Here is a 12,345-nt window from a genome sequence, read left to right as displayed (position 1 = left end):
AACCGAAATAAAATTCAAGACAGTTGCTACTCGCTGTTATCTCTGTCTGGCCCATGGCCGTCAAGCTGTTGTCAATCCTGTACAGGCAGTAGCCATCGATGATGAAGCATCATTGCCGATATTAAATGCATCCCCGCCTGCGGAGATGGCAGAATTACTTTCGAGTAGTTCCAAAACCATTATATTTGCAAAACCTGAGGTTCAGTCCCTAAGGTCATCAATTCTTCAAGTCGCGCTTCAAGATTAAAAAATGCCATTGTTCTTGTTTTAAATAAGGCCTTGAGGGCATTTAAATCATGGGCCACATCCTGACCCTCAGCGGAATCGTCACCCACAGCCCACTTTCGCCCAACCTTATATATTGCAAAATGACTCCCTAATTTAGAAATAACCGTAAACCAATTTTCATACTGATGCGTTACCCAATTATAAAATTGCTGTGATGGTTTTGACCGTGAGGTAAACGGAGACACAGAATCAAAAGGATCCTCAGAACAATATGCATGCACAACATGCATAGGGAGTAGTTTTTGCGCACCACCAACCCCATTTCGCCATTGTTTATCAATGGCGGTCCAGTTACTAGGTGCATTTTTAGAGTTAACTTGGATTTGCAATTCTTTAATGATGGTATTCTCAAAATCAAAATGCTTCTCAGTCATTGTTTCCCCATTAAGACTGTAAGTAACTCCCTTTCCTTTTATTTGATTATATTGAGCGCGAAGTATTGCCAATATCTTTTTGTTTTCTTCGTTTTCAGAGAGGCACTCAAGCATCATTACCCACATAGGTTCGTCCAAAGCCCAAAGCGCATATTCAAAGGCACTGGTGTTCTCAAAGATACGACCAGAACAATCGGTTATTGTGCCCTTTTGAACCATTAAGTAGATGTTTTCCCTTAGTATTTCTTGAACCAGATCATGCTCGCCTCGCACTTCATGGTACGACAGTTTACGAACATCAATCATATGCTTAAAGAAGTTTAGATGCCCTTTAGAAGTGCTGGCATAATTTAATAAATTTGAGGTTGAAGAATGTTGCCCTATTACATCCTGGATATCTTGTTGTGATTCATCATATAATTCACACTTATCTTGCATGTTTTTTTGCCTTATTGTTACAGTAAAATCAATTTGAGACTTAAATTAATTGGAAATAAAAATGCAGGATAATCTTAAAATGACTTTATTGAACAAGTCCAATGATTTTCATAAAAAGTTATTAATATTCAACTGGTTAAATAAAATTTATCTGTTTAGATTCGTGTACTGAAAATTATGAAACCTGGATAGACTCTCTGGAAAATGCCTTATAATTACAATCGTGGCCACCCAGCCACTATTTTTCTCCATTAGTAAGCCAAACAACTATTTAAGATGTTTTAACTAATAGAGCTGATGAGTCCTATGTTTTCTCATTCATTAATAGCGAGTAATGGCTTTATTATGACTTTGGTCCCTAGAAAATTATTATTTTCGCTAGATAACTCAATAAACTCTTGATTTAGCCATTTGGCATCTTCTGTAAACATACGCACACAACCATGGCTTGCGCGGTACCCTGGGATGTCATTAGAACCATGAAGAGCAAATCCTTTATGATAATACATACAATAAGGCATCCTGGCATTATCGTAGGTATTGGATTGACACTGTTCGTTTTCTTTACTGAAGATGCGAAATATTCCAGTGAGGGTTCTACATGATTTTGGACTATCAACACATTTATCACGACCTGAAGAGATAGGTCCCCATTTTACTAAATGTCCCTGGTCGCTATACGCTGCCCATGCCAGCTTATCCTGATCCACAACAATTAATTTCTCTCCATCAGTATCAACTCTTGATGAAAATGGAGCAATATCGAAAAGACTTAAATTGGTTAAATTAACGGGAACTGCTATTTCTTTGCCGGGCCAAAGAGCATTGTAACTGCGATTCAGCCGCTGGACTATATCACGTTGTTGAGGATCTGGAAAAAGATTTTCCCAACTATCACCACGAACTATTTTTAAACAATCGTATTGCGGATAAGCACAGAGAGTTGGTCCAAAATAAACCGCACTATAGGCCCATGATGCTTGTAACGTCACAAAAACAGCCAAGAGTATTTTTTTCATATTTCATCCTTGTTTTGATTGTTGATCAAAAAAACATATGCATTCAAAATTCAAGTAATGAATAATATTTACCCTTCTTGATTTAATAATAGGATATTAATTTTGCATTGTCAGACTGAATATGAATCAAACTCTTCACATAGTTATGAATGTGTTGCTTTTTATAATTGGTTTGGTTATTCAACAACACCCAAATGATAGGAGGGTTTGGTTGAGTCTAAAGAGAGTACGGTATTTTCTCTCACTGACTTTCCAAACGTTTCCTTGATCGCAAAAGCTGAAATAAGAACAGAAATTATAGAAAACATTATCACGAGAAAGAGAACCTCTTGATAATTTTGTATTTGCGCAGGATAAGGTAACATCCCCCCTATTATTGGAGCACTAACTGATGTAGTTATCGCTATCATCGCATTATTAAAAGCTAATCCTATTGCCAGAAAGTCTTCTTTACACTGCTCTGCAATAGCTGCAAATCCGATGCTTTGCCCACTGGCACTTAAACCAAGAGCTAAAAAACTAAGCCCTGTTAGTGTTTTTCCAAATGGAAAATATATAATTCCAGAGAGGGATACTAAAGAAGTAAAAGCACTGGCAAGCATTAGAGGTTTGCGGCGTTGTAATTTATCAGATATAAAACCAAGAAGAGGGCAACCCAATGCATAGCCAAGCCATGCCAAAGTTATCATGTAGGAGGAGAATAGGGGAGAAAATCCTTTTTTTATTAGAAACTCCACCCCTATATTTTCTGAAAAATATTCAATAGCAAAGTAAACACAACCAGAAAAAAGTGCGATGCTCCAGACCTGTTTTTGACTGATTATTTTCAATAAATTTTTTGATACTTTAACAGGCTTGGCAAGTACTATAAATTTTTCTCGAGTATTACGATTGTTCTCTACAAACAACAAAGTGAATACAGCAATAATTATACCGATGATTGCCATACTGAAAAATATACCACGCCACCCTGACATAGAGTTTTGAGACAATGTGTTTAATGGACCTGCAGCCAGCATTGGGCCTAAAGTACCAATAAATTGAGAAATACCTATGAACAAAGCGATATTTTTTCTAGGCATCCATTCATAGACAGCAATTAACAAACAAATAAATCCAAAAGAAGAACCAAAGCCCATCAAAATGCGGCACAGCATAGCCACACTAAAATGATGGGAAAAAGCAAAACCCATTGTAGAGCCTGTACAAAAAATTAAAGCAATAAATAATGCTGTTTTTAATCCAAAGCGTGCAGCAATTATTCCAACAGGAATTTGCATTACTCCATAGATGACTAAATATCCTGTTGTGCTTAACAAAGAAAAAGTCATTGGTGTTAGGTTTAAGTCAATCATTAGCTGTGCTTGAAAAGTACCCACAACTGTACGCAATAAAAATTCATACATAAAAAAGAGCGCACAGATAAGCCAGACTAATAAACCTTTTAAATTGAGTTGATTTTCCATACTTATTCTTGAGCCTCTTTGCCCCAGGCTTCTAAAGCGATTTCGGCTCGATTATTATCAATAAAAGTAGCTACCTTAAAAATTGTTTGTCCTTCATAAATCAATGGATGGCGGTTTATACCTACCACTATTCCCTCATGCTCTGCCTTTAGAACTTCAGCCGTGTCGGCACTGAAAGGATCACTAATAACTCCGATATGCTGTCCTTTCTGAATTCTTTGTCCAAGCTCTACGGTACTCAAGAACACACCACTACGATGAGTACGAATCCAGTCTTGATCTTGAGAAAAAACGGGCTTGAATACATTATTATCATTTTGATCAGACGCATCCAGCATATTCAAAGCCTCCATCATATTATGAATCCCAGATAACCCTAAACTAATTGCTCCTTTGTCAAATCGCATTGCTTCTCCTGCCTGATAGACAAGCATGGGAATACCTAATTGTTCCGTAGTTTTTCTCAATGTATTATTTTGCATATTGACATTGGTAATAACGGGGGCTCTAAAACTTTGAGCTAAACACTTACTTTCAACATTATTTAAATCACAATAAATTTGAGGCAAAATTTCGTGGTTGATCGAACCTGTTTGTAATTCAATACAAAAATCACTTTTACTTAATATCTCTTGTGTAAAAATGTGAGCTATGCGTTCACCATACGAACCATTTTCTACACCGGGAAAACAACGCTCGAGATTTGTATCATTATGTGCTCTTGATGGGCCGATTAACCCAAGAATATTTAAAACAGGTACAGCAATTAGAGTACCTCGCATTCGAGACAATCGCTCAGACTCGAGCAAGCGATTTATAATTTCTAGTCCATTTAATTCATCTCCTTTAACGGCCGAAAAAATTAACAAGCAGGGTCCGAATTCTTTGCCATGAATTACTTTTATAGGCATATAAAATGAAGTGCATGAATAGAAATCAGGTAAAGGTAGAGCCAGATTAACCTGTTCGCCAGGATGAATAGTCGCGTTACAAATATTGAGTTTTGAATTTTTCATAAGCTGAGTATTTGTCGATATTTCCTTCAAGTAAAATACACATGCTAACAATTTATTGCCAATGATGCAAAATTTGACACAGTGAATTCTGTATGATTAGCAACAACGATACATAGACATTCATGATAAAAAGTGTATAAAAGACGCTTGAACCCAGTACGGTAGCCAATTTAGAATTACCCATAAGTCTGAAGAGTTTGTTAGCGCAAATAGTTGGGATAAAATTTCTGTTGAGCAAAAAAATGCTGCATACTCAGAAAGTAAAAAACCAAGTAGTAGAACCACTATGCAGGTGCTGCTTTTTTTACGTTTTACAAAGCGCTGCCTATAGATAGGATAGGAGCAATAAATAATTTTTTGTCATTTCAACAACAAGAACGATGCTGTAATCGGTGCTCTTACTGAGGCAGCGAACAGAGCACCCATGCCAGCCACCGCAAAAAGCCGAGCTTTATCTTAAAGCAGCTGATTAAGACGTTATTTAACCAATGGAGTGCCTACTGCAACAATGAACCCACAGCTCCTGTTAATATGCCTAATAAGACTGAGAGTATGCAGAGGATTAAGACTTTATCGGGCCTTTATCATCCTAAAAGGGTAGTTTGCTGCATGCTAATACTAAGCAAAGCTCCAGTTAATTTGTCCGCCAATCGCTGTGGTTTGTGTATTGGTATGACCTTTAAGTGAGGTCAAAGGGGTAATTAGATTCACTGACATTGGGTTAAAGAACGAATGGCCAACTCCCACATCGTAACTTAAATTTGCATTTTGTTGATAATGCGCTCCCACTGCCACAATGGTCGCACTCCCTACAGGATCAGCAATGCCACGATCACGATCGTTGGAAGGGGTACTCATGAATTGAATGCCACCACGGAATAATATTTTTTCAGTTGCCTTAAAAGAAGCGCCAACGGCATAATCAAAACAATTGCGGTAATTAAATGGAATCGTTACTGAACGCGTTTCTCCTGTAGGAGTTTGCGTATTTTCCATCGTTATTTGATTAAATGTTCTCCAATTGGTATAAAAAACCGTGCCAACTCCTGTCCATCGGTTGGTGAAATCATGTTGTAAAGTGAGATTGGCTCGGGCGGGCAAAGCCGCTTTTGTCTCTTGTTGATTTGTTGTAAAAATTGTTACCATGGGTCCTATCGCAGGTGTATGTACGGTGCTATGACCTCTAGTCGTCAGCGAGATTTTAGAATAATAACTCACTCCAATCCGTGTTTCTGGCGAAAAATCAAATAAAATGCCGCCATGACCGCCATATCCCCACCCACTTAAACGATTTTCGAGTCGTGAGTCTGAAGGAAAAGAAACGGGGGGGCCATACATATTATTCAGTGTAAATGACAAATGCAGTGCATCAAAGCCCGCCCCCACAGAAAAACGGTCCGTTATTTTCACACCCAAACTTGGACCTATATCAATGCCGACAACTTGCGAACGTGTTGAGGCATAACGTGCGATGGATGATCGTGTGGAACCATAATTCGTGCCTAATCCAAACGGAGTTGTCACATTAAAACCAAAAGCAACGCGCTGGGTAAGAGGGGCTGAATAATAAAATGAAGGCAAAAAAGCCTTGATTTGGCTATGCGCTTCTCCAGCCTGTGCAACAGTAAACGGAAAGGGAAAGTTTGGAGTAACTGCCGAGCCTGTGAATCGAGCAGTACCTATGATGCCTAATGCATTACCCACTATTTGTTGATGAGACAGCTTCACCAAAGCTGCGGGATTTGTATAAGCCGTACTTGCATCACTGGCAGCAGCTGCCCAATCAGCATAAGCAACACCCAAACCCGCTGAATTGACAAAAGGCAGGTTAAAATCCGATGCCGAAACTGGAGAAGCTGTGCAGAATGAAAAAAGCGCTAGGTATAAATGAGATGCTTGCCGCACGTTTTGCTCCTTCATGGTAATAGCTCAGCCCACCCTGGGAACTGAGCACTAACCTTTTTTTATATTTTATTATTTCTTAATAAATTAATAACCATCTCAATTTCTTCTGACATTGGTCTACAATTTTCAATTTTTGGCGAATATTGACGAACTGCGTGATAAATAGATTGAGCTTTTTTACTTGCTTTTTCAATACCACGTAATTCAAGTGCTTGTGTTGCTGCGAGCAACAAAATAGCTGTCAGGCGCTCCAAATTGGCGACTGACTCTTGAAAATCAAAAGCAGCATGTGTTCCTAAACTATTTACATCCTGATTATCACCCTCTGTAGGTAAGGTAAATGCCTGATGTGACTGCGCCAATTTGCGATTTTGCACTGTAAGGGCTGCGGCTAACAGCTGCATTGATCGAAAACCATTATGTTTACTTGGATTAGGCACTAAATTCACCGGTAAATCATGATTCTTACGGGGATGAACCAAATTGGCAAGCAATGCATGCATCCAGGTTGAAGCTTGGGCAATATCCATTTTCAGGATGTCACAGGCATCGGTGATATAAAAACCCATAAAATTTGCGCTATGATGAATATTACTCGCAGCGACATCAATAACAGGATTATCATTCACAGAATTCATTTCATTTTCTATCCAACAGATTGCACGCTCCAAATTCTCATGGAATGGACCGAATCCTTGGGGGACAGAACGAATGGAATAGTAATCTTGTACTGGTTTATAGGTATAGTCTGTTGCTCTTAGTTCATCTAAATCAATCAATAATTGGCTTCCTTCCCAGAAATCAATAAAAAATTGATTGATTGTCATTTCACCTTTCTGTTTTTTCAGTTGATGTACCATAGGATGATAAGCACTACTGATTACAAGTAAAGACTCTAACGTCATGGCAACAGCAGCCAACATTTGCTTGAATAAATGATGCAAATCATAGACCGCCAAACTGGCTATCGCCGTCATAAATGACGTGCCATTGATCAAGGCAAGCCCATCACGCATTACGGGTTTATATGCCTTAAGACCAGCTAATTGAATCGCTTCTGGTGCCAGCATCACCCGGTCTTGATAAGTCACGGCAACGGGTTCTCCAATAAGCGCTGCTGCTATCATGGAAAGAGGAATAAGATCACCACTGGCACCAATAGAACCATAACAACGAACCACAGGAGTAATACCTGCATTAAGGAAATCTAAAAGTGAATTAATTAATTCAGGATGAACACCTGAATATCCTTGAGCCAAACAATGTGCACGCAGCATCATCGCTACCCGTACAATATGAGGTGGAACAATTGTGCCTAGACCGCAAGAAAGGGAGCGAAGTATGTTTTCTTGTCGTTCATTAATCGAGTCATAATAATCTGATACATCAGTATCTTTGAGCGTCGTATCAATATAACGCACCTGATCACCAAAATTCGTATTGACACCATAAATAGGAACTCTCGAATCAACGTGAACTTTCAAAAACTGGTATGAAGCTTCTATTGCTTCCATAGCCTTAGGTGGTAAGGCTACTGGTGATGAATGATGCGCTAATGCTTGAGAAGAAGCAATAGTCAACTGACACCCATAACCAATTGTTATAGGCGTGTCTGCTTTATTCATACTTACAGGATTAGACGTTTTGGGAGTATTGAGAGACTTTAGATATTCCAACCGTAAACTCCATTTATCATTGTAAAAAAATTGCCAGTAACTGAGCTTAGTGTGTTCTTTTTTATTAGACTTTTCAACAAAATAATTTCCGTGGAATTTTTTAACCCTCAATAAGTCGGTGCAAATTGAACTTTCCTGCAGCTAGTCCACAGAATCCAGAGATTCGAGCACAGAGCAAGATTCCTGGATTCCGCAGCCCCACGGAACGGATCTTTAATCCTGCATTAGAATGGCAACTCCAATGTGTCATCTAACAAATGCATCTGTTTCTTAAATAATTGCTGAATCTGTTCTAAATTATCCTTATCTTCTGCTTCAAAACGAGCAACGAGGCAAGGAGTAGTATTTGAAGCTCGTAACAGTCCCCAACCCTTATCAAATTCAACACGCAATCCATCAATTGCAATAACGCGTGCTTGAGGAAATTCAGCCATTTCATTAAATCGTTTCATAAACTGGAACTTCTCATCATCTGCTATAGCAATTTTCAATTCTGGTGTATTGATACTATTGGGAATCGCATCAAATTGTTCACTGACAGTCATGTCCGATGCGCTAATGATTTCAAGTAAACGGCAGGCACTATACAGTGCATCATCAAATCCATACCAACGATCTTTGAAGAACAAATGGCCGCTCATTTCACCAGCCAAAGCCGCATCTTCTTTTTTCATCACGTGCTTCACAATAGAATGACCTGTAGGACACATTTTGGGTACACCACCTGCCTCTTTGATCACAGCCTCTAAATGACTGGAGCATTTGACATCAAAAACTACGGTAGCTCCGGGAAGACGAGTTAATAATTCACGAACATAGAGCATCATTAAACGGTCCGGCCAAATCATTTCACCTTTATTTGTGATTAAACCTAAACGATCGGCATCACCATCAAAAGCTAAACCCAAATCTGCTTTATGGGCTGCTACAGCGGTTTTCAAATCCGCTAAATTAGCTTCAATGGTTGGATCGGGATGATGATTAGGAAAGTGACCATCTACATCACAATAAAGTGCAATAACATCACAGCCCAGTTCGCGAAGCATTTGCGGTACAATGGGACCAGCAATCCCATTTCCACAGTCGACTACCACTTTTAAGGAGCGCTTGATTTTTATATCACTTTTGATACGTTGCTCATATTTAGGCAATATATCAAATGTCATGTCTTTTCCCTGACCAACAACTCGCTTACCGTCAAGAACCAGTTGATACAAAATATCAATATCTTCTTGCATTAATGTTTTACCCAACAAGACCATTTTAATACCGTTGTAATTTGCTGGGTTGTGGCTTCCTGTTACCATAAATCCACAATCAATGCCTTGAGTATGAATTGCAAAATACATCACCGGCGTAGGAACCGCTCCTAAATCAAATACATCTATTCCGCTGTCCAATAACCCTTGTTTTAAGGCGGAAGCCATAGCAAAACTAGTGAGGCGACCATCACGTGCCAAAAAAATTTGCTGGCGCTGCAAATCACGCAAATAACAGGCTAGAGCTAATCCAATACTATAAAATGAATTTTCATCCAATTCCTGCCCAATTATGCCTCTGATATCATAAGCTCGGAACACTGAACGATTTACTTGTTTTTGTTGATATTTCATCTTAATTCCTCCCTGAACTTCCGAATCCACCTTCACCCCTGGAGGTTTCAGTAAATGCATCAACTATTTCAAACGCAGCTTGCACAACAGGAACAAAAACTAATTGCGCAATACGCTCTCCTGGATTCACTGTGAAATGCTCAATCCCCCTGTTCCAACAAGAAATTTTGAGCTCTCCTTGATAATCAGAATCAATGAGTCCTACTAAGTTCCCTAAAACAATACCATTTTTATGTCCTAAGCCTGAACGGGGTAAAATCACAGCCGCTAATTTTGGATCAGCAATATATATTGATAATCCTGTCGACAATAACACCGTTTCTTGCGGTGCAATTTGAATAGGCTCATTAATACAAACACGCAAGTCTAAACCCGCTGAGCCGTGGGTTGCATAAGTAGGCAGCGGAATAGTATCACCTATTCGAGAATCAAGAATTTTTAATTGAATCGCTTGGGTCATCATTTTTCCTATAAATATTAATGCGCATCATTTTGCAGAGTTGCGGCAATGATTGCAATAATTTGTCCTGCTAACCGTGTTTTATGGGTTAAGGGTAATTCGATTTGCTTGCTTTTTGTAATTACAGTAACTTGATTCACTTCATTGTCAAATCCAAGTCCTTTTCCTACTGAGTTTGCCACAATCATATCCAGTTTTTTACGCTGTAATTTTTCAGTGGCATAATGCACAACATCCGTGGTTTCAGCAGCAAACCCAACCACGCAAGAAGCCTTGGCTGAATCAGCAACACGACTGAGAATATCGGGATTTTTTATCAATTTAAGCGTCATTTCATCCTGATTTTTTTTCTTTATTTTCTCAGACGCAGGAGACTGAACCCGATAATCTGCAACAGCAGCTGTTCCTATAAATATACCATCTGTTGGCATTTCCTGCATAACCGCATCCAGCATTTCTTGTGCCGACTCAACGAGAATCCGCTTAATTTTCGCTGAAGCCTGTAAAACACTTGGGCCACTTATCAAAATAACCTGCGCTCCAGCCATTGCAGCAGCTTCTGCCATGGCATAGCCCATTTTTCCGGAGCTGTAATTGCTAAGATAACGAACTGGATCCATAGGTTCACGAGTAGGTCCTGCAGTCACAAGTACTTTTTTACCCGCCAATAGCTGGTGGACATTATATAAACGTAAAGCACTCATGATTTGTTCCACTTCACTTACGCGTCCCAAACCTTGCTCACCACATGCTTGAGCCCCTTCTTCAGGGCCAACAAAAATCACTCCTCGCTCGTGCAAAAGCTTAGCATTAGCCTGGGTTGCAGGATGGGCCCACATGCTGCGATTCATGGCAGGACAAACTATCACTGGCACTTCGGCAACAAGATATAAAGTAGAGAGCAAATCATCAGCAATACCTTGTGCTAGTTTGGCAAGGCAATTGGCAGAAGCAGGAGCAATAATCAAGTAATCAGCCCAACGTGCTAATTCTATATGTCCCATGGCACGCTCTGCCTGAGCATCAAATAAATCAGTACGTACATCGTTTCCTGATAAGGCCTGCATTAACAAAGGACTAACAAATTCCTGGGCAGATTGCGTCATCACAACTTTGACCTCCGCACCGGTTCGAGTTAATTCTCGAATCAGGTATGCTGATTTATAGGCGGCAACTCCTCCACAAACCCCAAGCAATACTTTTTTCCCGATAAAATCTTGCATGACTCAACGTTTTTGATAAGAATAGCTTTGATCAAAGCATAAACTTCGCAATAAAGGAATAGAAAAATGACGGTTGTCCAATCAACACGGCGGTTAGATCTGCGTGAAAAACTGATCACGTATGGCGCGCAAAACCTTTCAGATGCTGAATTACTCGCAATTTTTATCAGTTCTGGCACCAGTAAAAAATCCTGCGTGCAATTAGCTTTCGATCTCCTCAAGCATTTGGGTGATTTACGCGCCGTTCTTAATGCCGATATACAAAGCTTCAAACAAGTATCGGGTTTGGGAGATGTGCGGTATGCCCAGTTACACGCAATCAAGGAAATGTGTCGGCGCAGTGATTTTATTCAATTAAAAAAAGAAACCCAAATCACCAACAGTAAACAAACTTATGCTTATTTAAAAAAACGTTTGCGTGATTATAAAAATGAAACCTTTGCTGCTCTATTTCTTGATAATCAACATCGCATCATTGCTTATGAGGAACTCTTTTCCGGGACAATCAATACAGCAACGATTCATCCCAGACCGATCATAGAACGCGTTTTGCAACTGAATGCAGCAGCACTCATCCTTGCCCACAATCACCCATCAGGCCTATCCGACGCCAGCCACCAGGATATCGTCGTAACTGAGCGCATCCGTGAGGCTCTGGAATTGGTTGACGTCCGTTTACTCGATCATATCGTGGTTGGGGACAATGAAGTCTATTCCATTATTGCTGAAAGCAAATCAATATGCTGTACCTGATCACGAAAATTACCTTTTTCAGATGCAGGGCATCCCCATAATATTCAAAACTTGCTGGTATATAAATTATTTCATTGATCACTTAATAATCACATAAGGTAAATGTTTTATGAT

At 39.5% G+C, this 12,345-nt stretch carries 10 protein-coding genes and 1 pseudogene; 1 reads left to right on the top strand and 10 read right to left on the bottom strand.

Annotation, left to right across the window (positions count from 1 at the left end; genetic code table 11):
- Nucleotides 1-179 precede the first annotated feature (179 nt).
- The 10 genes and pseudogenes from Lpar_RS01895 to coaBC all read right to left on the bottom strand — a co-directional run bounded on the left by Lpar_RS01895 (nt 180) and on the right by coaBC (nt 11,478).
- A complete protein-coding gene (locus Lpar_RS01895) occupies nt 180-1,100 on the bottom strand; it encodes a hypothetical protein (RefSeq protein WP_058516307.1) in 921 nt (306 codons plus the stop codon).
- A 314-nt stretch (nt 1,101-1,414) separates the two neighbouring features.
- Nucleotides 1,415-2,119 carry a L,D-transpeptidase gene (locus Lpar_RS01890; RefSeq protein ID WP_058516306.1) on the bottom strand — a complete coding sequence of 235 codons (705 nt, stop codon included), beginning with the start codon at nt 2,117-2,119 and terminating at the stop codon, nt 1,415-1,417.
- Nucleotides 2,120-2,295: 176 nt separating this feature from the next.
- Nucleotides 2,296-3,585 (bottom strand): MFS transporter, encoded by a 1,290-nt coding sequence (locus Lpar_RS01885; protein ID WP_065236055.1) that lies wholly within the window; start codon nt 3,583-3,585, stop codon nt 2,296-2,298.
- A gap of 2 nt (nt 3,586-3,587) precedes the next feature.
- Nucleotides 3,588-4,601 (bottom strand): succinylglutamate desuccinylase/aspartoacylase family protein, encoded by a 1,014-nt coding sequence (locus tag Lpar_RS01880; RefSeq protein ID WP_058516304.1) that lies wholly within the window; start codon nt 4,599-4,601, stop codon nt 3,588-3,590.
- Between the two features lie 337 nt (nt 4,602-4,938).
- Nucleotides 4,939-5,045: pseudogene (locus Lpar_RS19640) on the bottom strand (chloride channel protein); the annotation flags it as partial.
- 174 nt (nt 5,046-5,219) lie between these two features.
- Entirely contained in the window at nt 5,220-6,506 is a 1,287-nt protein-coding gene (locus tag Lpar_RS01875) for an OmpP1/FadL family transporter (RefSeq protein ID WP_058516303.1), read from the bottom strand.
- 59 nt (nt 6,507-6,565) lie between these two features.
- Nucleotides 6,566-8,182 carry an HAL/PAL/TAL family ammonia-lyase gene (locus tag Lpar_RS01870; RefSeq protein ID WP_058516437.1) on the bottom strand — a complete coding sequence of 539 codons (1,617 nt, stop codon included), beginning with the start codon at nt 8,180-8,182 and terminating at the stop codon, nt 6,566-6,568.
- A gap of 224 nt (nt 8,183-8,406) precedes the next feature.
- Nucleotides 8,407-9,795 (bottom strand): phosphomannomutase/phosphoglucomutase, encoded by a 1,389-nt coding sequence (locus tag Lpar_RS01865; RefSeq protein WP_058516302.1) that lies wholly within the window; start codon nt 9,793-9,795, stop codon nt 8,407-8,409.
- A gap of 1 nt (nt 9,796) precedes the next feature.
- Nucleotides 9,797-10,255 carry a dUTP diphosphatase gene (gene dut / locus Lpar_RS01860; RefSeq protein WP_058516301.1) on the bottom strand — a complete coding sequence of 153 codons (459 nt, stop codon included), beginning with the start codon at nt 10,253-10,255 and terminating at the stop codon, nt 9,797-9,799.
- 17 nt (nt 10,256-10,272) lie between these two features.
- Nucleotides 10,273-11,478 (bottom strand): bifunctional phosphopantothenoylcysteine decarboxylase/phosphopantothenate--cysteine ligase CoaBC, encoded by a 1,206-nt coding sequence (coaBC, locus tag Lpar_RS01855; RefSeq protein ID WP_058516300.1) that lies wholly within the window; start codon nt 11,476-11,478, stop codon nt 10,273-10,275.
- A 66-nt stretch (nt 11,479-11,544) separates the two neighbouring features.
- Here coaBC and radC point away from each other — a divergent pair, with 66 nt between their 5' ends.
- A complete protein-coding gene (gene radC / locus Lpar_RS01850) occupies nt 11,545-12,231 on the top strand; it encodes a RadC family protein (protein WP_058516299.1) in 687 nt (228 codons plus the stop codon).
- Nucleotides 12,232-12,345: the final 114 nt, after the last annotated feature.

Origin of the sequence: Legionella parisiensis (genome assembly GCF_001467945.1) — a bacterium.
Taxonomy (GTDB): Bacteria; Pseudomonadota; Gammaproteobacteria; order Legionellales; family Legionellaceae; genus Legionella; species Legionella parisiensis.
The sequence above is the reverse complement of the archived record's forward strand: the minus strand, read 5'-3'. Positions and strand labels throughout refer to the sequence as shown.

Excerpts from the sequence above, each read along its gene's own strand:
- radC (WP_058516299.1), top strand. The coding sequence starts at position 11,545 with ATGACGGTTGTCCAATCAACACGGCGGTTAGATCTGCGTGAAAAACTG.
- coaBC (WP_058516300.1), bottom strand. The coding sequence starts at position 11,478 with ATGCAAGATTTTATCGGGAAAAAAGTATTGCTTGGGGTTTGTGGAGGA.
- Lpar_RS01890 (WP_058516306.1), bottom strand. The coding sequence starts at position 2,119 with ATGAAAAAAATACTCTTGGCTGTTTTTGTGACGTTACAAGCATCATGG.
- Lpar_RS01885 (WP_065236055.1), bottom strand. The coding sequence starts at position 3,585 with ATGGAAAATCAACTCAATTTAAAAGGTTTATTAGTCTGGCTTATCTGT.
- Lpar_RS01865 (WP_058516302.1), bottom strand. The coding sequence starts at position 9,795 with ATGAAATATCAACAAAAACAAGTAAATCGTTCAGTGTTCCGAGCTTAT.
- dut (WP_058516301.1), bottom strand. The coding sequence starts at position 10,255 with ATGACCCAAGCGATTCAATTAAAAATTCTTGATTCTCGAATAGGTGAT.
- Lpar_RS01895 (WP_058516307.1), bottom strand. The coding sequence starts at position 1,100 with ATGCAAGATAAGTGTGAATTATATGATGAATCACAACAAGATATCCAG.
- Lpar_RS01880 (WP_058516304.1), bottom strand. The coding sequence starts at position 4,601 with ATGAAAAATTCAAAACTCAATATTTGTAACGCGACTATTCATCCTGGC.